The sequence below is a fragment of the Thauera mechernichensis genome, assembly GCF_029588855.1.
Lineage (GTDB): Bacteria > Pseudomonadota > Gammaproteobacteria > Burkholderiales > Rhodocyclaceae > Thauera > Thauera mechernichensis.
On sequence record NZ_JARQZE010000004.1, the window covers coordinates 191,094 to 216,224 of the forward strand.

Below are 25,131 nucleotides of genomic sequence, written 5' to 3' on the forward strand. Positions count from 1 at the left end.
CTGCGTCCCGAGTGGCGTGAAGCCGGCTTGCTGGACGAGGGCATCTCGGGCTTGAACAGGATCTCTGCCGGGCTGTCGGCGAAGTTCGTCTCCGAAGATCCCGAGATTCATCTCACCGACCTGGAATGGCTGGCGATGCCGTTCCGGTTCAATGTGGTGGCCAGCGCCACTGCCATCACCCGCGACGAGTTCATCTTTGACCAGACCGCCCGCGCGTTGGCCTTGCGCAGTGCGATCATCGCCGACGAGAACGCGCCGTTGGCGCTGCAGACCCTCGCGGCCGACGAGGGGCAGTGGGTCAACGGCTGGCTGGCGGCACTCGAGGCCGCTGGTCTGTTGCGCCCGGTGGATGAGGCGCCGCCGATCCGCGAGCGCATCGAGGTGTTGAGCCTCAATGCCACGCTCGCCAGCGGCATCCTGCTCGGCAAGGGCGGCGAGACCTATCGCACGCAGGCCGATCTGGTGTCCTTCTTCAGCCAGGTGCAGGCCTGGTACGGTGATACGGCCAGGCATGCGGGCGATCCCGAGGCGCGCAGGGCGGCGATCGAGTACATCGAGGTCCGCTATACGGAGAAGGGCGATTACGTCCTGAGTCCGGTGCCCGCCAAGGCCGACCCTGCCGCCCACGGCGTAGGCGAGGGTGGCCGCACGCATTTCCTGAATTTCGACATCTTTGTCGGCGGCCGCAGCGAACTCGAGTATCTGCGCCACATCGGCGTGCTCGACGAGGATTTCCAGCCTGTGCCCGGGCAGCCGCTCGATCTGGCGCGCTATCTGGTGCAGATGGGCGCCAGCGAGGCGACCGAAGCGGTGCAGGTGCGCGGTCCGCAGGCATTGCCTGGCGCCGATGGCAACAGCTACGTACCGGCTGCCACGGCCTTGCCTTACACCGTTGCCTTCAGCAACCCCAGCGTGACGCCTGCTGGCGAGGTGCGGATCGTTACCCAGCTCGATGCCGCGCTTGATCCGCGCTCGGTACGGCTCGGCGACATCAAGGTCGGCGACCTCAACGTGCGCATTCCGGGCGAGCGCGCCAACTTCCAGGGCGACTTCGACTTCAGCGGCAGCAAGGGCTTCATCCTGCGGGTATCGGCCGGTGTGGACGCCGAGACCGGCATCGCCACCTGGTTGCTGCAGGCCATCGACCCGAACACCGGCGAGGTCCTGCGCAATGCCACGCGTGGCCTGCTCGAGGCGGTTGGCGGCGAGTCCGGAAAGGGCTTCGTCAGCTACACCGTGCGCACCGCAGGTGGGGTTGAGACCGGCCGCGTGATCGTTGCTGCGGCTCGCGTGCTGATCGACGAGATGCCGGCGCTCGACAGTGCAAGCCACGCGGTGAGCGTGGATGCCGGCGCACCGCGCACTGCGCTGGCAGTGACTGCGTTGGGCGACAACCTGCAGGGCGAGCCCACCTACGAATTGCACTGGGAGGCGCGCGATGACGCCAGCGGCGTGCGTTCGGTGACCTTGTACGTGGCCGAGAACGGAGGCGATTTCCGTATCTGGCAGCGTCAGCTGGCCCCCGAGCAGACTCAGGCGATCTTCACCGGCGAACGCGGCAAGCAGTACGAGTTCCTTGCCGTCGCCACCGACCGCGCAGGCAATCGCGAGGCCGCATCGGTCATCAATGCCGTCCTCCCCGACGACGGCGCGCGCCAGGCCGTGCTCAACAGCCTGGGCGTGCTGGAGTCGCTGAACCAGACTCCCGAGCTGCCGCTTCCCAGCGAAGTGCGCGCCTATCCGCCCAGCAACGTGTTTGCCCAGGCCGCGCAACTCCTGCCCGGGGCCGTGGCTACCGTGCAGCGCAGCGAGCTTGGCACCGTGCTGGCGCCCTTCACGCTGCGTGGTTTTGCCGAAGGCTATCGCGCCAGTGCGGGGGACATCGGTGCCCAAGGGCTGGTCGAGCTGTCTGACGGACGCTTCCTGGCGAGCGCGGGCGTGTTGCGCAACCAGGTCTTCGTCTTCGACAAGGACGGCGGGCGCAGCGTCACGCCTTTGTTCGAGCTTGACGCACCGATCGTGGACATGGCGGTAGACGCCTACGGCCAGCTTTGGGTGATGACCGGTAACGAGTTGCTGCTGGTCGATGCCGGCAGCGGCGCGATCGTCGAGCGCATGCAGGGGCCGGGCGGCATCCCGCTCACCCATGCACTGGCCGTCGAGCCGGAGAGCGGGCGAATCTTCCTCACCTCGGGGGCCGGCATCCTGGTCTTCGACCCGGCCGAGGACAACCGCGCGCGCGCGTGGTCTCAGTTCAGTAACTTCCGCGCGGGTGATCTCGCTTTCGGACCGGACGGGCGGCTGTGGGCGGTGCGCTGGAGCGGCAGCACGATCACAGCCGCAGCCAGCAAGCCGCAGACCGAGATCGTCAGTTTCCCGATGAGCGGACGCTACGCCGGGCGTGCCGAACTGGAGTTCCGCCTCGACGGAGTGGTCGATTCGATCGCCTTCGGGCAGCCTGGCAGTGCGCTCGAAGGCCTGTTGTTCGCGTCCTGCAACTTGCCACAACGGGCCGTGCTCGGCAGCGCTAGCGCCGTCCCGCGCGCTGCGGGGGTGTGGATGATGGAACTGGGCAGCAAGCGCATCGTCCAGCTTGCGTCCGGCGGGACCCGTGGCGAGTCGGTGGTGACCACCGCCGATGGACGTATTCTGGTTGCGCAGACCGGACGCATCGACGAGATCGCGCTGGCGCGGGCCCCCGAGGTGGTGGCGGTCACCGTTCCCGATGGTGCCTTGATGCCCTTGCCGATGAACCGTATCGGTGTGGTCTTCGATCAGGCCATGTTCGTGGGCCAGGGCAGGGAGGCGGGCAGCGTGCTCAACGCCGCCAACTTCACCCTTACCGCACTGGGCCAGCATGCCGGAGCGGTGTTCACGCCGACGGCGGTGCATTGGGACGCTGCGACTCGCACGGCCTGGCTGGGCGTGACCGGGCTGGGGGCGGGGCAGTACCAGCTCGAGGTTCGTCACACCTTGAGGAGCGACCTCGAGCTTGCCCTCGGTCAGAGCTACCTGAGCACCTTCACCGCGCTCAACGACATGAGCGCGCAAGTGCAGATGAACTTTACCGGGACCCGCAGCGATCGCGGTTCCGGTACCGTGAGCTACGATGTCAGCATCACCAATATCGGTGCTGACGATCTGCTCGGCCCCCTGATGCTGCTCCTTGATCCGGGCGCCTATTTTGGCGGCAGCATCGAGGCGGGCGCGGGTGGCGGCGGCGATCAGTCCGAACTGTGGGTGCTGGACCTCACGACGGCGCTGCAGGGCCTTGGCGGCAAGCTGGCAGTCGGCGCCACGCTCGCGGGCGTCACCGTAAGCATCGTGCCTGCCGGCGATCTGGCGCCGCGCGGCGGTATTGCGGACCTGGTCAAGGCAAACCTGGGCCACGGCATCTATGCCTATCCGCACCCCAACCTGCCGCCGCAGCTGACGGTCGCGGGTGTCGATAATGTCAGCAGCCGGTTCGCCTACATCCTGCCCGGCGCCGTGGTCGGAGAGGCCTGGAGCGGCGAGATCGAAGCCATCGATGCGGACGGGACGCGCTTCTACTGGCAACTGGTGCAGGCGCCGGCCGGGATGACGCTCACCCCGGCGCCCGAGGTACGCTCGGCAGACGGCCTGTACCGCAATGGCGCCACACTGAGCTGGACGCCTGGCGCGGGCGCAGATGTGGCGACCGAAGTGCTGGTGCGGGTTCAGGATAGTCGCGGCGGCTTTACCTATCGCTACTTCCAGATCGCGGTGGAGGGTGGCAACAATGCGCCGACCATCTCCGTGCCTGGCAACATCACGCTCACCGAAGGCGAATCGCTCAACATCCCGGTCGCGGTGGCCGATGTCGATGGCGATCCGCTGACCGTCACCGTGCGCAACCTGCCTCCCGGCGCCGTGTTCGACGCCGCCAGCGGCATGCTGCGCTGGACGCCGGGCTACGATCAGGGCGGCGTGTATGAGAACGTCACGATCATCGCCAGCGATGGCAAGCGCACCGTCGAGCGCGCGTTCACGCTGACGGTGCGCCAGGGCCTGCCGCTGCCGCAGCTGCTCACCGGCGGAGCCCATGCGCTGCGCGAGGGCGACCGCTTTGCCCTGCAGTTGCTGGGCAGCGTGGATGGCGGCTTGCGCCAGCCTGACGGATCGGTCATCGAGTTGCAGTACCTTGCGCAGTGGCTGCCCTCGGGTGCCACCCTGAACCGTGAAACGGGCTGGTTCGAATGGACGCCCGACTACAACCAGAATGGCATCTACAAGGTGCCCCTCAAGCTGCTGGCGAAGTGGACCGATCCGCAGGGCGTGGTGCGTACCAGTGCGGTCAGCGCCGAACTGGTGCTCGAGGTGGCCAACGCCAACGGCGCGCCGGTGTTCGCTCCGGCTGAAACCTGGCAGGTCCTCGAAGGGCAGCCGCTACGTATCAGCGTGTTTGCCTTCGACCCCGACAATCCCGCTTTCCAGCCTGCGGTGCAGCTCAGCGAGGGTGGGGCAGCGGCGGGGGTCGACAGCACGCCGCCCACGGTGAGCTACGAGCTCAGCGGGCTGCCCGAGGGCGCACACTTCAACCCCGATACGCTGGAGATCGTGTGGACGCCGGGCTACCACCAGGCGGGCAGCTACACCGTGCTGGTAACCGCCACCGACGACGGTGACGGCACCGGTGCTCCAGCAGTTGCGCACCTCGTCGTGCCGATCGTGGTGCATAACGCCAATCGTGCGCCCCAGCTGGGTGACCTCTCCAACGCTTTCGTCGATCGCGGCGCGGTCATCGAGATCCCCGTCAGCGCAAGCGATGCGGACGGCAATCCGGTCGAGTTGAGCTTTGCCGGGTTGCCGCGCTTCGCCACGTATACCAGCAATCCGTCTGCCGATCCGAGTGCGCCTGGCGGCGTCCTGCGCTTCGCGCCGGGTGCCGGCGACCGCGGCGACTACGTGATTACCGTGACCGCGCGTGACGACGGCGATGGAGACGCGAGGCAGGCGCTGACCGAGAGCAGGGCCTTCGTGCTGACCGTGCGCAGCACCAGCGAAGCGCCGGTGATCACGGCGCCGGCGCAGGTCGTGGCCATTGCCGGCCAGCCCTTGTCGGTGGCCTTGCTGGCGACCGACCTCGATCAGGATGCCTTGGTCTGGAGTGCCGATGGTCTGCCGCCGGGCGCCACGCTGACGCCGGGCGGAAGCTACGGACATGCGGTTCTGAACTGGACGCCGTCGGCTGCCGCGAGCGGTGTGTACGACCTGACCGTTGCCGTGACCGACCAGGGGCTGCCGCCGCGCGATGCGGGCTACGCCGTGCCGGCCGATCCCGAGCCCAATGTCACCTGGCACAACCTTCGCATCGTGGTACGCGCTGCCAACGCGGCACCCGGGGTGCTGGGCATCGAACTCGACGGCCAGCAGATCGAGGATGCGGGCGAAGGCGAGGTGCTGCGCCTCCAGGCCAGCGAGGGCGTGCCGCTGCGGCTCGGTGTGTATGGCTTCGATGCCGATGGCGACCGCCTGCATTGGCAGGTTTCCGGCTTGCCAAGAGGGATGCAGTTCGTTCCCGCTGCCGATGGCAGTCGCGCCGAACTGGTCTGGGTGCCGGACCAGTTCTCGGCCCAGGACAGCAATGCCGGCAGCGCAGGTGTGTGGCGCTTCGAGCTGCGCGCCAGTGACGGCGTGGCGAGTTTCGTTCGCAACGTCGAGATCGCTGTGGCCAACGTCAACCAGGCGCCGCGCATCCTGCCGCTGCCGCTGCAGCTGGTGCAGGAGGGGATGACGGTGGGCTTCACCGTGCGTGCCATCGATCCAGACAATGACGCCTTGCGCCTGTCACTCGTACGCGACGGCAGCACGCCGGAAGGCGTCCATTTCGATGCGGCCTCCGGGTACTTCGAATGGACCCCGGGGCTCGGCACTGTTGACAATGCCACCGCGACCCAGCGTGCCTTCGTCTTCACCTTCCAGGCCAGCGACGGTATCGACACCGTTACCCAGCAGGTGCAGGTGCGTGTCTTCGATGTCAATCGTCCGCCTGTGCTGCAGGTCAGCAATCATGCGGTCTTGCTTGGCAACACGCTGACCGTGCCGGTCGTGCTCGGTAGCGGGGCAAGCGGCGGCATCGTGGCGCATGACCCTGATGGCGAGGCGCAGAGCGCGGCCTTGGCGATCAGCTTCCACGGCCTGCCCGAGGGGGCGGTCTTTGACAGCGCCAGCGGCCTGCTCAGCTGGACGCCTGGCCCTGGCCAGATTGGCGACAGCGTCGTTGGTGTGACCGTGTCCGATGGCTACAACACCCGCTCGGCCACTTTCGTGTTGCGCGTCGTGGCCGACGCCCAGGCACAGGCCCCCAGGATCGTGGTGTCGACGACGCCCAGCCTGCCGGCGCTGCCCGGACAGACGGTGATCGCCACCGTGCGCGCCGACGCCTGGAGTGCACTGGCCAGCATCGAAGCGCAAGTGCGCGACGCCGTCAGCGGCGAATGGCATGCCGTGCAGGTCGATGGCGCCGGGCGTGTGCGCCTGGTGCCTGAAGCCCCTGGACTGATCGAGCTGCGGGTCATCGCCACCGACGTCAATGGCTTCACCAGCACGCATACGCATACCATCCTGATCAAGGATCCCGCCGATACCGCGGCCCCGATGCTCAGCTGGGGCGGGGTGCTGAATGGTGCCGGTGCGTTTGGCGAGCCCCGCACGCTCAATGGCGCGACGACGCTCACCGCACGCATCGGCGACGCCCAGTTGATGGGTTGGCAACTCGAGATGGCGCGCGCGGGCAGTGGACAGTGGCAGGTCGTGGCTGCCGCCGAGCTTGGCGCTGCGGCCGTGAGTGGAGAGCAGGGCTTGTACACCCTTGATCCGTCCTTGCTGCGCAACGGCGTCTATGAACTTCGCCTCAGCGCGTGGGATCTGGCCGGGCGTGTGAGTGAGATCGAGGCGCGCTTCATCATCGACAGCGCCGACAAGCAGGCTGCGGCCCATACCGCCACCGATGTCGTCATCAACGTCGGTGGGCACGCGTTGGCGCTGAACCGGCAATGGCTTGCCGATGGCGGTGCGGGCGACCTTGGCAACTGGGAGCTGCCTTTCCTGCACACCGGCCTGAGCAGCGACCAACCGGCACGCCTGCCCTCCGGCGCCGCAGCCGCGTGGCGCGATGGGGCGCGCGTGTGGCTGAGCGTGCCTGCCAGTGTCGACGGCAGCGTGGGCGGACAGCAGCACCTGCGCTTCGTGTTGCAGCCGGTGGCCGAGCGCTTGAGTGCAGAGCCGGGTGCGCCGCTGATCTGGCTGCCGACCTTCGCGAGCGATCAGGGCTGGCAGCTGCGGGCCCTGAGCGACGACTTTGGCGTGTCCGAGACGCTCGAGACGGTTGAGGCACTGACGCGTGTCGGCGACCGCCTCTATGTCCAGGCGACCGGCATGCCGTGGATTCCGACCGCGTACCAGTTGACCGCGCCTGATGGCACGGTCTATCGACTCGACGCTGAGGGCGCGGTCACGCGCATCGATTTCGTCGATGGCCAGGCCTGGTTGGTGAGCGACGCCGGCGTGGTGGCCCTTGCCGGCGACGACCGCGTGAGCTTCGAACGTGATAGTGATGGCCGCATCGTGCGTGTGACCTATCCCGATGCCAGCGGCCGTGCCAACGCGATCGCCTACCGCTACGCAAGTAGCGGCGAGCTGATGCTGGTGCGGGCGCTGCACGACAACGGCCTGGGTACGGCGATCGCCTACTCCGCTCAAGGCGAGCCGCTCCGTGACCTTGCGCTGGCCAACTTCGGCACCATGGTCGGTTGGCATGATCCGGCTGCGCGCAGCTGGGAGGGCGTGCTGACCGGCAGTGGCAGTTTCGCCTTCACCGTACGTGACAGCGAACTGGCTTCCACGGTACGTATCCCCGGTGCGGCTGGTGCAGTGCTGCTTGCGCTGCAGGCGGAGTTGCCGGAGGGCGCCGCACTCGACGTCCTCGGTGCCCAGATCATCGGCATCAACCGCGTCGGTGGCGTGCTCACCTACCTGCTGCGTGTCACCGAACCGGGCGTGAAGATGATCCGGGTGAGCGCAACGGGCGATGCCCGCCTGAGCCTGGGCATTGTCGGCGACCTCAATGGCGATGGCCGGGTCGACGCCCTGGACGCTTCGGCGTGGGAGGTGAGTGCGGCGGTGCAGGACGGGCTGGGTGACCTCGACGGCAACGGTATCGTGGATGCCAGCGACCGTCAGCTGCTCTACGCCAACAACGGCCTGCGCGCCAATCTCGCCCCGGTTGCAGGGCAGGCAGCGGCGTTGAGGACGCATGCCGACCTGACCATGCGTACTGCGCTCGGTGACATCGCCCGTGATCTGGAAGGTGATGTGATCTTCTGGCGCGTGCTCGACAGTACCCACGGCGTGGCGACCATCAATGCCGATGGCCGCAGTCTGAGCTTTGCGCCCGAGGCCGGGTTCAGCGGCACGGCGCGCATCGTCCTGCAGGCCGATGATGGTTTTGCCGCAGGTGCACCGATCGAACTGACGGTCAACGTGAGCGACGCCAAGCTGCTTCGCATCAATATCGAACGCCTGCCATTCATGGCCGTCGGGGAAGTGGTCAAGCTCCGCATCACCGGCGACTTCGAGGACGCCAGCGGCGTGGAACTGGACAGCGACTATGTCCGGATCACCTCGACCGACGACGCAGTGCTCACCCATGCCGGCGAAGGCCTGGTGAGGGCGAGGGCCGAAGGCTTTGCGACCCTGGAGCTGAGCGCACGTGGCACCACAGCGGTCAATGTGGTCGAGGTCGAGCGCAACCCGTTCTGGTTCTCTGCCCTTACGGACGCCAACGGTTTCGAGGTCGACGTCTATCCGCGTGCCATCGTGCTGCCGGTCAGCGGCGGGGAGCGCCAGCTGAAGATCACCTCGATCCTGGACGGCAGCAACATCAGCGCCGCCGACGCAGGCACGCGCTACTACATCAGCGACCCCACGATCGCCGCAGTGTCCGCCGATGGCCTCATCACTGCACGCGCCGAGGGCGTGGCTGTACTTACCGTCATCAACGGCGGCCAGCAGCAGAGCATCGAACTGCGCGTGCAGGCCGTGCGCACGGGCGCCATCGAGGTGGATGCGGCCCTGGGGGCCGTCATTGCCGACGAGCATGGCAATACCGTGATGGTCGCACCCGGCAGCCTGAGCGCGGATGCAACCGTGTCGATCCGCAAGCTCGACCTCGCCGAGATCACGGCGCCGCTCCCGGCGCCCGAGTTCCTTGACGTGCTCGGGGCGGTGCATATCGATGTCGGCGGTACGCCGCTCGACCTGCCGCTGCAATTGGCCATACCGGTGAGTGGTGGGCTGGAGGCCGGCACGGAGGTGTTGTTCCTGCGCCAGGGCTTCATCGATGACGAAAACGGCAACCTGGTGGAAACCTGGTGGGTGATGGACAACGGCTATGTCGGTGCCGATGGTGTCGCGCGGACCGCCAGCCCGCCATACGGCGGTGTCACGTCCGGTGGCAGCATCATGGTGGTGGGCGGCAAGGCAAGCGTCGACAAGAAGACCGGCAAGATCGAAGGCACGCAGGTGCTGTTCAACTGGGACGTGTTCTGGATGCAGCAGATGAACATGGCCATGGCGGGCTCCATGGGGCTCGCCGGCATCTCGGTGTTCAGCGCATACGCCATGCTGAGCCCGATTTCGGTCATGCGCTACACCATGAATGGAACCTACCGGACCACGCTGGACGTCGCGGTGTCGTCGGACGGCGATGTCAGCATCAAGGTGGTGCCGCCGACGACGAGCATTCACGCCGCCGAGCCGGTGATCACCAGTTTCGAACTCAACGTCTCGGGGACCTCTGCGCACCTGAGGGTGCAGGGCAGTTACGGTGCGCTGAACCCGCCCGAGACGGCGCTCTACCGCCTGTGGATCGTGCCGGCGGCGTCCGTGCCTGCGGCCGGCCAACCGATCGAGGTTGTCGACATGCCGTCGCGCGGCATGGTCAGCAAGGTGCTGGCCGAGGTCGAAGGTACCTACCTGTTCGACTTCGATATCGCCCTTCCGGCCGGGATCGCACTCTCTCAGCATGTGCTGGTCGTGGAGCGGCTGAACCGGACGGTGTCGCCCAGTGGTGCGCTCCAGTACGCCGAGATCGGGCTCAGGAGCGAGCCGATCGGGCCGAACACGAGTTCGCAGAACAGCACCGGGCGGACGCTGGTCACCAACATGAACGCGATTCATGTCTACAGCAATGTGTCCAACACCGGCAGTGACGGTGGTGCGCAGCTTGGGCTGATCCGCTCCATTGACCGCGACGAGAAAGGCAACCCGATCACGCTCTGGGGGTTCAGGACCGAGCATATCGTGATGGCTGAGAATGGCCGGATTGCCTACGTCGCCGGTTCGGGTGGAAAGATCTACATGGTCGATCTGCTGGTGAATGCGGTTGTGCATACGGTGCATCTCGCGGGCGGCGGCAACATCTCGTCGATGGTGCTCTCTGGCGGCTGGCTGTACATCGCCGAAGGCGGCAACAGTGGCGCCGGCTCCCGCTTCATGCGCATCAACGCCAACATGGCCGACCCGCTGTTCCTCTTCCAGCAACAGCAGATTCACGGTGTGCCTTCCGGTCCGCTCGGCTATGCCGGCATGGCGATCAGTCACGACCGCTACGTGGCCCTGGCCGCACCGGTGGAAGGGCTCGGCGTGGGCTTCTACCCCGGCGGGGCAGGAGAGTCGGGCAACGTGTATGTGATCGACCTGCATGCCATCAATGACACCTCGGGCGTGGCCACGCTCGATGGCGCCGGATTGAAGACGGTGGTCTTCGATGCAAACCGTGGCAAGGGGCCGCATTTCATCGCGGCGGGGAGCAAACCCGCCGAGTTCCTGATTGGTGCGGCGCGCTCGTGGGGCAACGGCCTGACGGCGGTCAGGTTCGACGTCGCATCGTCGACCGGAGCCCTGGGTAGCCAGGTCGTCACCAACCAGATCAGCCTGACGCCCAGTGTTCCGGCCAACGTGTGGCTGAACCAGAGAAAGCACCAGCAGAACATCCAGAGCGTCCGTGACGTGGTCTTCGTCACCTATCAGGGTGTCGAGTACGCGCTCGTCGCCGACGAGGCGTTCTGGTTCCATAACGCGCATTACACCAGCGGCGGGAACTGGCAGCTCAAGCAGATTGGCGGCAAGATCGGGATCATCCGCGACCCGTTCGGCAAGGCCCAGTACCTGGGGGCGACCACGCCGATCGTGGGCGGCACCTTGCGGCACCTGTCGCTGTCGGCCGACGGCAGCCAGTTGATGGCCGGGCTCTGGGAGGATGAGTTCCCGCGCGGCACGGGTTGGGCGATGTACCACTCGCTGCTCGTCTGGGATCTCAACGCGCTGTTGGCAGTGGCTGCCAACCACAGCGATAACTCCAGGCCGGTCGATCTGGACAATCCGCTTGTGCAACCGGTGCGCTTCGAGAAGATCAACGGGGGCGGCTGGCTCTACGGCGTGATTGCCGGGGACGACGTGTTGCAGTTGAAATCACCGGGCATCGGCTATGGTGCCAGCGGTGCGACCACCACCACGCCAAACTTCGTGTTTACCCTGGCGCAGGACAAGGAGGTTCGTGAGCTCAGCATCTACGTCAGCACGCGACCGCCCGGTGCGGGCTTGTGGCCCGACGATGCACTGCCGGGCACGCAGGACGATACGTACTGGAAGATCCAGAAGAGCGTGGATGACGTCCTGGATGGTGATTTCAACCGCAACAGGATCCTCACGCTCGATGTCTCGGACATCAACGCGTTGCCGCCTGGGCTGACTTTCGACGCTGCGACCAACACGTTCACGCTCGACTCTTCGAAGCTCGAGGCATTCCGGCTCACCGCAGCCCAGGAGTACTTCTGGGGGGTCGAGGTCAAGACCAACGACAACAAGACCTTCCGCAAGTACCAGCCTTTCAAGGTTGCACCGGTGACCGTTGCAGCCGGGCGGTTCCCGGCCGTCACGGTGGTCACCCATGGCTTCCAGCCGCCCCTGTACGTCACGCCGGATGTTCAGAGCACCGACTCGATGGCCATCGCCCGATCCATCGTCGAGCGCTCGGGCGGGACGATCATGGTGCTCAACAAGCAGAAGGGCGAGTTCGAGCGCGTCGAAGGCCACCTCAAGGGTGTGCCGCCGACGCTCGGACAGCCCCTGGTGCTGGTCATGGACTGGGTTCTGGAGTCGGGGATCTCCGATTCGGGCTTCTCCGAAGCTGCCGCAGACGCCTTGTTTGCGGCGCTGGTGCGCCTCGACCAGGCACTGCTGGGCGCCGTGCTTGAATCGCCCATGCACTTCATTGGCCACAGTCGCGGCACGTCGGTCAATAGCGAGGTCATCCAGCGCCTGGGCGTGAGCTTCCCTGAGGTGCGCAACATCCATATGACGACGCTCGATCCGCATGAGTTCGTGCAGCCTGCGCTCGACATTCCGATTGCCGGAGCGTTGTCGAAGGTGTCGACGTGGGCGCAGATCGCCTCGATCGCCTCTGCCGCCAGTAGCCTCGCGGTGGGGCCGGCCGGCGTCGCCCTGGCGCTCAAGCTCAAGGCGTTCTCGGACTCGCTGACCAGCATGTCGAACTGGGCGAACCTGCTCGGCCTGGGCACGGTGGGCTATGCCGACTTCCGCGACCCGATGGTGCAGGTGTGGAGCAACGTCGGATTCGCCGACAACTACTATCAGACCCTGGGCCTTCGCGAAGGCTTCACGATGACGCCAAACGGTCGCTATATCGACGGCGCACACAACCTGCTGCTCGATGGCAGGGCCTTGTTCGAGATCGATGCCAGCCTGTTCGGGGTGGGTCTGTCGCTGCCGCACAGCCGCGTGCAGAACTGGTACCACGGTACGGCGAATCTCTCGCTGGACAAGGGCAATGACCTGCTCGGCATCTTTGCGAACCCGGTATGGCGGACGATTGCCAACTGGCGTGACGAGATCGAGGGCGACCTGGTTGCCAAGAAGGGTGTGGTCAGCCTCAGCCTTGATGGCAAGACGGATTACGCCGGCCAGCCCGGCATGGCCTGGTACCGCTGGGGGGAACTGGACAATGTCGGCGGGGCGTCGTCGTCACCGTCGGTGACGCCTTTCGAAAGCGACCGGATGTCTTGGGAGGGGGTCGGTACCGGATGGGCGTGGTCTGTGCTCGGTGGTGCCGACGATGCGCTCTGGAGCGAAGCGGGCAGGCCCAGCGCAACCAGGAATCCCAACCTGACGGACGGTATCGCCTCGTACAGCTACATCGGCCAGTTGGTGCCCACGGTGTTCAACGGCTCCTTCGATCAAAGCCGCAATCCGATCTATGGACGCTTCCCGGTCATCCTGCCCACGGGCACCTGGACCGAGATTCCCGGCTGGTCCTTCCACGGCGGTAGCGGTGGTGCGCTGCAAGGCGTCAACCTTGGCTATCGGCTGTCGGATGGCTGGATCAACAAGGTCGAGATCCAGATTGCCGAGGGATTGATCAGTCTTGGACAGAACGGGCTGAACGACATCGCAGCCTTTACCAGCGCGTTCCTCGACAAGCTGGCACTGGAGGCCGGTTCGGCGCTCGGCAGCGGGCTGGGTGCCGCGGTTGTCCTCAAGGATCTGCCGCAGACGGCTGCGGCGGTCGTACTCGCGCTGGCACTCGATGCGGAGGGAACCATCGCCGAGTTTCTCAAGATGGCTGGTATCAGCGCGGCGAAGAGCATCTCCGTGGCCAAGGCCAGTGAGTGGCTGCCCAAGCTTGCGCAGTACATCTTCGACGAGGTCGTCGATTATTCGGCGAAGATCCACGAGGAGACGCCGCTGACCCACAACTGGATGTATTTCGGTGCGGACTATGACCGCCTGCAGCTTGACGTCAAGATCGCGCGCTACACCAATGGCTCGTCTTCGCTCAAGGCCGTGTTCGAGGATGTGAACAACGTCTTCCACGAAGTCATGGCGTTCCAGTTCCCGCCCGCGATGAGCTCGGCGCATGGCGACTTCTTCACCGTCGCGGTGGACATCCCGGCTGCGTTGCGCGGCTCGGTCGGTCGTTTCACCCTGATGACCCATAACCCCGACAAGGACCCGGAACTGCCCTATGCGGCCAACAACCCGTTGGTGGAGGTCGACAATATCCGCTTGATCGGCACGCATCCCTTGCACGCAGGTGCGTCCGGCGACGTCGAGGTGGATGTGCTTAGCCTGGATGATGCCGAGCTCGAACCCCTGGTGCAGGCGGCAATCCTCAAGTGGGGGCACGCGGGGTTCGACGCCGCCACGCTTGCGCTGCTGGGCAAGCTGAGCATGCGCTTTGACGCGCTGCCGGCCGGCGTGCTGGGCAAGACCTACTTCCACAATGACGGTGGGGTCGAGATCGTGCTCAGCCTGGATGGTGCCGGACGCGGCTGGTTCGTGGATCCGACACCTTTCGACAGCGACGAGTATGCGCTTCAGGACGATGGCCGATGGCTGTACGAGGGAGACGATGCCCACGCCGGCCGCTACGACCTGCTGACGGTGCTGATGCACGAGATGGGGCATGCGCTGGGCCTGCGCGACATGGCAGGCGGCGGCTATGCGCATGACCTGATGTCGTCCACGCTGGTGCCCGATGTCCGGCGCTTCCCGGCCGGTTACTCGCCCCTGGGCACTGCCGGGCAGGGCGCGGCCGAGGCTGCAACAGCGACAGCGACAGCGCCTGCCATCCATTACGTGTTGATGAACACCAGCGCACGCAGCGAGCAAGCCACCGCTGCGGCGCCCGCCGCGCAGTTTGCGTTTGCCGCGCATCCCACCCTGACCAACGCCGACTTTGGCAGTGGCGAGGCGTGGGCTGTGAATGGACGCGTGCAGATGCAAGCTGGCGCTGCCACGTTGCACGAGACCGCAACTTCCCACACACGCCTCAACCAGGCGTTCGTGATCGGCGAGAATGACCGCTATCTCAGCTTCAACCTTGCCGATATTGCGCTGGACGACGTCGATCATGGCCCGGACGATGCCTTCGAGGTCGCGTTGATCGACGCCGACACCGGACTGTCACTGCTCGGCAATACAGGCCTTGGTCGCAGCGATGCGGCGCTCAACCTGCAGGCTGATGGCACCGAGCATCGCGCCCAGGAAGTGACGACGGTGCGCAATGGCGATGGCAGCATCACCGTACTCGTCGATCTGAGCGGGGTGGCAGCCGGTACCGTGGTCCACCTGTCCTTCGACCTGATCGGCTTCGGCCGCGGTGCGGCGGCCGAGAGCAGCCGTGTCACCGTGCGTGACCTGGTCCTTGGGCTGCCGACTGAGTTGCAGGCGCGCGACGATGTCGCGACCGTGGCGATGGGGGCGTCGATCGACATCGATGTGCTGGCCAACGACCCTGGCGCGCAGCGTCCGGGGGTGGTGCCGGTGCTTGTCAGCGGACCCGCACAAGGACAGGTGGAGATCACGGCCGAAGGTGGCTTCCGTTACCAGGCGCCTGACGACTGGCACGGCGAGGCAAGCTTCAGCTACCGCCTCACCGATGGTGGGCAGGTATCGAACATTGCGATCGTGCGTATCGCAGTGACGGCCCTCAACAGCGCACCCGTCGCCAATTCGCTCAGCCTCAGTCTGCAGCAGGACGCTACGGTGGTGATCGATCTCGCAGCCAATGCCACCGATGCCGACGGCGACAGCCTGCAGATCACTGTTGGTTCGCCGATGCACGGCGATCTGGTCGACAACGGCGACGGCAGCTGGACCTACCGGCCGCACGCAGGCTTCCATGGGGTGGACCGCTTCGACTGGTTCGTCAGTGACGGACGGGTGAGTACGGCCGCGACGGTGAGCCTGGAGGTCATCGCCACCCAGGTCGAGCCCCGCCCGCCGGTGGCGATCGACGACGACGTGGAACTCGATGAAGACCGCAGCATCGTCATTCGGCCGCTCGACAACGACCTCAACGTTTCTGGCGAACGCCGGCAGCTGACCCTGGTCCGCCTGCCTGAGCATGGCGTGCTGGTCGACAACGGCGACTTCACCTTCACTTACACACCAGTCGCCAACTGGAGCGGAGAGGACGGGTTCGCTTACGTGATCAGTGTCGATGGCCTGCAGTCCGGGCAGGCGCAGGTGCGGCTGCAGGTGAATGCCGTGGCCGATGCGCCGGTGCTGGTCGTGACGGACGAGTACGGCCCCGCGCGCGAGGTCTTCGTGACCGGCTGGGAGAGCGCCCCCAATCCCGACCGTAACGCCAGCGTGGTCCGGCAACCGGAGCTCGAGGGCTGGCGACCGGTCACTGGCGCGGGCGCGGCAGGCGCGCAGGCGGGCTTCGTGGTCTGGAGCACGCTCGACCGTGCGCCGGGTGCCGATGGGCGCCTGCGTGCCCTGGCGGCGAAGAGTGGCAATGGCGCGAACTGGGTCGAGCTCAGCAACCGTGGCGGTACCCAGTACCCCTCGTCCGGCATCGAGCGCAGCGTCCATACGGTGGAGGGCGCGCGCTACGTGCTGACGCTCGATCTGGCGGGCGCGCTGGGCTTCACCGGTGCGCAGAACCAGATCGGCATTTATGTGGACGGGGTCCGCATCGGCGGTCACGACGGTGTGAGTTCGCTCATGAGCCTGAACTGGCAGTCGGCCGAGTTTGCATTCGTTGGCAGCGGTGGCGTCCAGACCGTGCGCATCGTTGCCGAGGGCAGCCTGGGCGGCATGATGGTCGACAACCTGCGCCTGTCCGAGGCACTGCCGCCCAATACCGGGCATGAAGATGGCGAGATTCGTCTCAGCGCGCTTCACGCCGGATTGGTGGATGTCGATGGGTCGGAGACCCTGCGCCTGCGCTTGGCGGGGCTGCCCGCCGGGGCGACGGTGAGCGACGGCGCGCACAGCCTTGTCGTTGGCGAGGACGGTGAAGCGCTCGACATCACCGGATGGGCGCGAGATGCACTGCGCGTGTTGCCGCCGGCCGATTTCCATGGCCGTTTCGAAGTGCTCGTGCAGGCAGTAGCCACAGAGATCGGCAACGGTTCGACGGCGATCACGGAGGCGCGCATCGCGGTGACGGTGCTGCCGCTGAACGATGCACCGATCGTACGCAGCGTGACACTGCACATTGGCCAGGACGGGCGCGCGCTGATCGACTTTGCCGCGCTTGCCACCGATGTCGATGGCGACATGCTTGTCCTGAGCATCGGGCAGCCAGCGGCGGGTACGCTGAGCCGCAATGCCGATGGCACCTACACCTACGTGCCTGTGTCGGGCTTCAGTGGCGAGGATGTGGTGAGCTTCACGGTGAGCGATGGTCGCCAGTGTGTGAGCGGGCGCGTGACGCTGGTGGTTGCGGCAGGTGGTGCGGCCAGCGCTGAAGTGACCGTCAGTTCGGGTTTCGCCACCAATCCGATGCTGGCGCGGGACGCCGCTGACTGGATCGTCATCAACCAGGGCAAGCCGCGTGGCGAGGAACCCGCAGCGATCGACTGGAACGGGGCGTCGGTCCATCTGGGCGACGTGTATGATGCCCAATGGATCGCGCAGTACTTCCTCGCCGATTCCGAGGATGCGCTGACGCTGGCCGACATCACCGGCCTGCGTTGCGCGTCCGGGGAGGGTTGAACGGCGTCACCGCGAGGTGCGAACGGCGCAGCAGCCGGCTGTTGATGGCCGGCTGCTGCGTGTTTGCGTCCCTAGTTCCATGCTTTCCGACTGCAGACCCTGCTACATGTTCCTGTCGTTGTTCGCGATGCCTTCAGATTCCGCTCCCTGCCGTTCCCTGTTCCTCGTCGTTGCCATCGCGGCGCTGCTTGCTTCTCCGGGTGCCAGCGGGCAAGGTTTGGTCGATCTGCTCGATCGCGCGCGCACTGGGGAGCCGGCTTTCCTGAGTGCGGGGGCCGATGTGGACATTGCGCGCGCGCGCAAGGACCTGGCACATGCGGCGCTGTTGCCGCAGGTGAGCGTGTCGGCGGCGGCGAGCAAGTACGACCGCAATTATCACACCCGCCTGCCGGGCTTCCCGGACGCAGACGATCGTTATCGCAGCGCGTCGCAGCAGCTCAATGTGACGCAGGCGCTCATCCGCGTCCCCGAGCTCATGGCAGTACGCCAGTCCGATCACGTGCTGGCCCAGGCGCGGCATCAGCACGATGGCGCCGAGCAGGCGCTCAAGCTTCGTCTGCTGACGGTGTGGTTCGATCTGCTTGCCGCGCGCGATAACGAGACCTTCGCCACTCGGCAGCTGCTCACACTCGAGCGGCAGTGGGACATCGTGCTGCGCGGCAATGCCCTGGGCTTGTACTCGGGCGTTCAGCTGCAGGATGCGCGGGCGCGGCTGGAGCAGGGGCGTGCCGACGCCGCCACGGCCCGGGCGGAGCTGGCGGTGCAGCGCAGCCAGCTTGAGTTGCTGACCGGGCCGCTGACGCTCGAGCGCCTGCCGGTGCTTGTTGAGGACGCCGAGCTCGATGGTCTGCTGACAGACAATCTCGATCATTGGCTGGCGCTCAGCGCCGGCGGCAATCCCGCCCTGCAGGCGGCCTTGAGTGCCTTCGAGGCTGCCACGGCGGAGGTGGCCAAACAGAGGGCGGGGCATCTGCCCACGCTGGAGCTGGTTGCCAGTTACAGCAATAACGGTCAGGGCGCCGGTGGTTTTCCGGGACAGGCCGGTTATGACATCCGTCAGGGCTCGGTGGGCTTGCAGCTGTCCATGCCCTTGTATACGGGCGGAGGACAGTCGGCACGGGTGCACGAAGCCGTTGCGCAGCGCGAGCGCGCACGCCATGACATCGAGTTGTCGCGGCGCCAGGCGGTTGCCGAGGTCAGTCAGGCCTGGTTGGGGTGGGAGTCGGCGCGCGCGCGCGTCGCAGCCGGTCGCCAAACCTTCGATGCTGCCCGTGCGGCGCTGCTGCAGGCACAGCGCGGGCTCGCGCGCGGTGTCGCATCCGATTTCGAGGTCCTGCAGGCCGAGCAACAGGTGCTGGCGGCACAGCGCGACTACCACAAGGGCCGCTACGACCAGGTGGTGGCGACGATGCGCATGAGGGCCAGTGCGGGTCTGTTGCGCGATGTCGATTTTGCCGCGCTCGATGCACTGCTGGCGGAGCAGGCGGCGCCCACCGCGGTGGCTGTCCGCGCGGCGGCAATGGAGACTGTGCGATGAGTGCGACCGTGCTTGAGCGCACTGGCGTGCAGGACGTGCCCGCTGCGTGGGGACGTTTCGTTGCATCGACGACCGCCGACGAGCGTGCGCGTGCATGGCTGGAACTGGTCTGTACCGAGATTGCCGGTGCCCGCGCGGCGGCCGTGCTGATCGATAGCCCTGCCGACGGGCACTTTCTGCCTCTGGCCGTGTGGCCGAAAGCCAGCCCTGACCTGGGCAAGCTCGGTGCCGTGGTGGAGGCAGCCTTGCGCGAGCGTCGCGGCATGGCCAAGGCGCAGGAGGGCGTCGGTGTCTGGCATCTCGCCTACCCGGTGTTCCAGGGCGAACTCATCGCCGCAGTGGTGGCCATCGAGGTGCATAACCCGGCGCTGGATGCAGGCGATGCGTTTCGTCGCCTGCATTGGGGGGCAGGGTGGTTGAATACGCTGCTCGCTGCCCGTGGCCTGGCCGAAGCGACCGAGGGGCGGGATCGGCTGCGCCAGGTGCTCGATTGTCTCGCCGTGGCGCTGCGCCACGGTGAGCTGCGCCAGGCGCTGTTCGAGCTCTGCAATGACCTGCGCCGTCAGCTCGATTGCGCGCGCGTTGCCATCGGCTTGCCGCATGGCCAGGGCGTGAAGCTATGGGCCTTGTCCGAGGCCGCCAGCTTCGATCGTCATGCGGCCTACACCAAGGCCTGCGCAGCCGCCATGAACGAGGCCTTCGATACGTCCCTGCCGCTTGTCGTGCCGCGTGGGGAGTCCGAAACGGCTGCCGCAACGCCAAAGCTCTCGGCACTGCAGGGCATTACGGGTGCTTCGGCGGCGCTTGCCTATCCCATGATGCTGGGTGGCGAGTGCCGCGCCGTTCTGGTGCTGGAGCGCGAGAATGGCACGTTCGGGCGCTCCGAGCTTGCGTGGGTGGATGCGTTGGCGGCGCTGCTTGCGCCCGTCGTCGAGCAGCGGCGCAAGGCCGAGCAGGGTAGCCTGCGCCATGTCCGCGATGACATCGGGCGCGTCCTCGGCAAGCTCTTCGGGCCACGTCATCTGACCTGGAAGGCGGGGGCAGTCGCCTTGTCGGTGGTGCTGGCCGTGCTCGTCCTGCTGCCGGTCGAGCACCGCATCTCGGCACGGACGGTGATCGAGGGCGAGGTGCAGCGCGTGGTTGCGGCGCCGTTCCAGGGTTTCCTGACTGCCGCCTATGTCCGGGCTGGTGACCAGGTCGAGCAGGGGGCGCTGGTCGCGCAGCTCGACGATCGCGAGCTGCTGATCGAGCAGGCCCGCTGGTCGAGCGAACGGGACCAGCATGCAGGCAAGTTGCGCGAGGCCTTTGCCGGCCATGACCTGGCCTCGATACAGGTGCTTGGTGCGCAGTTGCAGCAGGCCGAGTCGCAGCTCGCCTTGATCGAGGAGCGCATCGTGCGTGCGCGGCTGCTGGCGCCCTTTGACGGTGTCGTCATCAGTGGCGATCTGTCGCAGCAGATCGGCGCGCCGCTGGAGACCGGACAGAAACTGTTCGAGATTGCGCCGCTGAGCAGCTACCGGATCGTGCTCGAAGTCGATGAGCGCGATATCCGCTTCGTCACCGAGGGCCAGGCGGGTCGCCTGGTGATGACCGGTATTGCCGGCGAGCCCATTCCGTTCGAGATCGGGCGCCTGACGCCGGTGGCCACAACCCAGGACGGCCGCAACTTCTTCCGTGTCGAGGCCTTGTTGAGTGACGCATCGTCGCGCCTGAGACCGGGCATGGAGGGGGTTGGCAAGATCGATACCGGGCGTGCCGCGCTGGGCTGGGTGCTCACGCGCAGGTTCAATGACTGGCTGACACTCACCCTGTGGTCCTGGCTGCCCTGAAGCACCATGGCGAGAAGTCTGTTCAGCTCATCGTGGCATTCGGTGGCCGACCTGCGGCCACGCTTGATTCCGCTCGCACGCGTGGAGCGCCACGTCTATCGAGACAAGGTGTGGTACGTGGTTCAGGATCAGTCGGGTGGGCGCTACCACCGCCTGACTCCTGCCGCCTACCGGCTGGTGCAGGGAATGGACGGCAAGCAGACGGTGCAGGCACTGTGGGAGCACGCCAACCTCTCCGGTCATGGTGATGAATGCACCCAGAACGAGGTGGTCGATCTGCTCGTTCAACTGCATTCGGCCGACCTGCTGCTGGTGGATACGAACTCGGATTCGGCCGCGCTCTTTGCGCGCTACCGCAAGAAGCGTCGTGCCACCTTGAAGCAGTACCTGCTCAATCCGATGAGCCTGAAGTTCCCGCTCGTCGATCCCGATGCCTTCCTGCAGCGTATCGTGCCTTTCACCGGATGGTGGTTCTCCACCCTGGGTGCGGTGATCTGGATGCTCGTCGTCGTTCCGGCGCTGGTGCTCGCGGTCATGCATTGGTCCGATCTGACGCACAATTTCTCGGATCAGATACTGTCCAGCAGCAACCTGCTGGTGATGTTCTGCGTCTATCCGGTGGTCAAGCTGTTGCACGAACTCGGTCATGGCATCGCCGCACGCAAGTGGGGCGCGCCTGTCCATGAGATGGGGCTGATGTTCCTCGTCTTTGCTCCGGTGCCCTACGTCAACGCCTCGGCGACGGCCATCTTCCCGTCCCGCGTGCAGCGCAGCGTGGTGGCGGCAGCGGGCATGCTGGTCGAAGTCTTCGTCGCTGCCATCGCACTCTACGTGTGGCTGCTGATCGAGCCCGGGGTCAGTCGCGCGGTGGCCTACAACGTCATCGTGGTGGCGGGTGTGTCGACCCTCATCGTCAATGGCAATCCCTTGCTGCGCTTCGATGCGTACTACATCTTCACCGACCTGATCGAGATGCCGAACCTCGCCCAGCGCGGACAGAAGTACTACACCTACCTGTGGGATCGCCATATCTGCGGGGCGCACGACGCAGACCAGCCCGTGGAGACCCCGGCCGAGAAGCGCTGGTTGCTTGCCTACACACCGCTGGCCTGGTGCTACCGGATGTTCCTGACCGTCACGATCGTCATGTTCGTCTCCAGCGCCTTCTTCATCTTCGGCGTACTGCTTGCCATCTGGGTGTGTATCACTGCCTTCGGCATGCCTCTGTGGAAGTCCTACAGACATGTTGTCAATAGTGCCAGCCTGCAGCGCGTGCGCCGGCGTGCGCTACGGGTGTCGCTGGCCATCGTGCTGGTCGTGCTCAGTCTCCTGTTCATCGTGCCGGCGCCGCTGCGTACACAGGCCGAGGGCGTGGTGTGGCTGCCCGAGCGCGCCATCGTGCGCGCGGGTGGCGACGGCTTCTTCCGCTCGTGGCTCGATACGCCGGGCGGCGGCGTGGAGGCTGGGCAGGCCTTGTTCGTGCTCGAGGACATCGGCCTGAGTGCGGAGATCGAGCTTGCACGCGCCCGCTTGCACGAAGCCGAGTCCCGATTGCGTGCCGAGCAGTTTTCCGATCCGGTCAAGGCGGTTCTGCTCGAGCGCCAGCGACGCATGGAGGCCGAGCTGCTTGCCAGACTTGAGGAGCGCGCAAGCCTGCTGGTTGCACACGCGGGCGCGTCGGGCCGGCTGATCGTGCCCAGGGCGCAGGATTTGGCCGGTGCTTTCCTGCGCAAGGGCGACCTCGTCGGTTACGTGCTCGATCGCGATGACCTGATCGCCCGGGTAGTGGTCCGCCAGGATGATATCGACCTTGTCCGCGAGCGGATGCGCGCCGCGGAGTTGCGGTTTGCCGACTGGATCGGGCGCGCCCACGTCACGCAGGTGGTGCGGCCGGCGGCCGGCGGTGTGGACACCTTGCCGTCACCGGCGCTGGGGATTCATGGCGGCGGCAGCGTGCCTACTGCTGTGGATGATCCGGAGGGCCTCAGGACCCTCGAGCGGGTGTTCTTGATCGATATGGCCTTGCCGGCGCGTGACGAGGCGATCGGGTTTGGCGAACGCGTGTTCGTGCGTTTCGACCTCGGCTGGGAGCCGATCGGTGTCCAGGGCCTGCGGCGCTTGCGTCAGCTCTTCCTGAGCAAGTTCGGTGTCTGACGTCCGGGCCTTGCTGAAGGGGCGAGCCGTCAAGGTCGGCGATGCGGCCTACCTCGAGCGGCTCGAGGATCCGCCTCATGTCGTCGAGGAGTGGCTGCGTGCGTTGGTCGCGCGTTTTGCCGTCGGCAAGGGGCGGCGGGATGGTGTGCTCGTGGCCGCGGTGAACGCTATCGAGCGCGAGCTGTTGGTGCTCGACGACGATCAGTTGCGGGTCCGCATCCACGCCGCGGCGTGCCGCATGCAGCGCGAGGGCTTGCTCGATGCGCTCATTGCCGAAGCCTTTGCGATCATCAGGGAGGCATCGCGCCGGGTTCTGGGCAAGCGCCACCACGATGTCCAGCTGCTTGCCGGCGAGGCCTTGCTGCGCGGACGGATTGCCGAGATGGCAACCGGTGAAGGCAAGACGCTGGCGGCGACCTTGGGCGTGTGCGTGGCTGCGCTTTGCGGTGCCGCAGTGCATGTGGTGACCGTGAACGACTATCTCGCCGAGCGCGACGCCGAGGAGAACCAGCCCCTGTACGCGTTCTTCGGCCTCGCCGTGGGGGTGGTGTTGCAGGACATGGATGTCGACAAGCGCAGGGCCGAGTACGCCAAGCCCGTGGTCTATGTCTCCAACAAGGAGCTCACCTTCGACTACCTGAAGGACCGCATCGCACTGGGCGCGACACCGCTTGCCCAGTTGCGTCTGCGTCGGCTGCTCGGCGCACGCAGCGGCGCACTCCCCATCCTGCGCGGCCTGCATGTGGCAATCGTCGATGAGGCCGACAGCGTGCTCATCGACGAGGCCAGAACGCCGCTGATCATCTCTGAGACGCTCCCGGACGAGCTCGATCCGGCCATTTACCACCGTGCGATCGCCTTCGCGGCGACGCTCTCCGCTGGCGAGCACTACGTACTCGGCCGGGAACGCGACATCTGGCTGACGTCTGCCGGCGAGGCCCATGCGGAGCACGTGCTGCGCGATGAGGGGGGGGTTTGGGTTTCGGCACTGTGGCGTCGTGAGTTGATCAACAAGGCGCTTTCGGCACGCGAGCTCTTTCATCGCGACCAGCACTACATCGTCGCCGATGAGAAGGTACAGATCGTCGATGAGTTCACTGGCCGGGTGATGCCCGACCGAACCTGGGAGCGTGGGCTGCATCAGATGATCGAGGCAAAGGAAGGATGCGAGATCTCCGGCCAGCGCCGGACCTTGTCGCAGATCACCTACCAGCGCTTCTTCGGACGCTATCTGTTGCTGGCCGGGATGACCGGGACTGCGGCCGAGGTCGGCGGTGAGCTGCGCCGGGTATACGATCTCAGCATCACGCGCATTCCGACCAACAAGGCCCTGCGTCGCGTGCGCTTGCCTGACCGTGTATTTCGCAATTCGGACGCACGCTGGGATGCGGTTGCAGTTCGGGCGGCCGCTGTCGCGGCCGAGGGCAGGGCCGTGCTGGTCGGCACGCGCTCGGTAGAAGCCTCGGAGCTGCTCAGTGCCGCGCTGAGCGCACAAGGCGTGGAGCATACGGTGCTCAATGCACGCCAGGATGCCGCCGAGGCGGATGCGGTGGCGGCAGCCGGTCAGCCAGGACGGATAACGGTTGCGACCAACATGGCGGGACGGGGGACCGACATCAAGCTCGCGCCCGAAGTGGAGCAGCGCGGTGGGTTGCATGTGATCCTCACCGAGTTCCACGAAAGCGCCCGGGTGGACAGACAGCTCTTCGGGCGCTCGGCGCGCCAGGGCAACCCGGGGTCCGTCGAGGCCATCGTGAGTCTCGATGACGAACTCTTCGTCCGCTATTGCCCGGTGCTCGTGCGTACGCTGGGACCGCTCTGTCGGCGCCGCTCCGCGTGGTCAGGGCACGTGTTCAGGGCCTTGGTGTGGTTCGCCCAGAGCACGGCCGAGCGCCGCAACCGCGCCGTGCGCCTGGATACGATCAAGCGCGACCGGAAATGGTTGAAGGCGCTGAGCTTTGTCGGTGTCGACAAGAAGTGATCGGTGTGGTGGAAACCGTGCAGTGACGCCTGCGAGCGGGTTTTCTGGCGGGAGTGGCTTGGTGTTGATATTATTTTGTC

5 protein-coding genes (1 of these 5 cut by a window edge) are annotated in these 25,131 nt (G+C 66.2%); all 5 read left to right on the top strand.

Annotated features, from left to right (window positions below):
• Positions 1-17,550 carry the 3' portion of a CARDB domain-containing protein gene (locus P7F68_RS07825; protein ID WP_277832082.1) on the top strand. 18,318 nt of this gene lie to the left of the window's left edge, so only the last 17,550 of its 35,868 coding nucleotides appear in the window; its start codon lies off the left edge, out of view; its stop codon occupies positions 17,548-17,550.
• Between the two features lie 106 nt (positions 17,551-17,656).
• Positions 17,657-19,087: a TolC family outer membrane protein gene (locus tag P7F68_RS07830; RefSeq protein ID WP_277832089.1), complete on the top strand. Its 1,431-nt coding sequence runs from the start codon at positions 17,657-17,659 to the stop codon at positions 19,085-19,087.
• Positions 19,084-20,916 carry a GAF domain-containing protein gene (locus P7F68_RS07835; protein WP_277832091.1) on the top strand — a complete coding sequence of 611 codons (1,833 nt, stop codon included), beginning with the start codon at positions 19,084-19,086 and terminating at the stop codon, positions 20,914-20,916. Before P7F68_RS07830 ends, P7F68_RS07835 begins: the two co-directional genes overlap by 4 nt.
• Positions 20,917-20,922: 6 nt before the next feature.
• Entirely contained in the window at positions 20,923-23,070 is a 2,148-nt protein-coding gene (locus P7F68_RS07840) for a site-2 protease family protein (RefSeq protein WP_277832093.1), read from the top strand.
• On the top strand, positions 23,063-25,051 hold the full coding sequence (locus tag P7F68_RS07845; protein ID WP_277832095.1) for a preprotein translocase subunit SecA: 1,989 nt from the start codon (positions 23,063-23,065) through the stop codon (positions 25,049-25,051). The genes P7F68_RS07840 and P7F68_RS07845 overlap by 8 nt, the downstream gene beginning before the upstream one ends.
• The last annotated feature ends 80 nt before the right edge of the window (positions 25,052-25,131 follow it).

Bases quoted from the DNA above. Each gene is read 5' to 3' on its own strand.
- P7F68_RS07840 (WP_277832093.1), top strand. From the start codon at position 20,923: ATGGCGAGAAGTCTGTTCAGCTCATCGTGGCATTCGGTGGCCGACCTG.
- P7F68_RS07830 (WP_277832089.1), top strand. From the start codon at position 17,657: ATGTTCCTGTCGTTGTTCGCGATGCCTTCAGATTCCGCTCCCTGCCGT.
- P7F68_RS07835 (WP_277832091.1), top strand. From the start codon at position 19,084: ATGAGTGCGACCGTGCTTGAGCGCACTGGCGTGCAGGACGTGCCCGCT.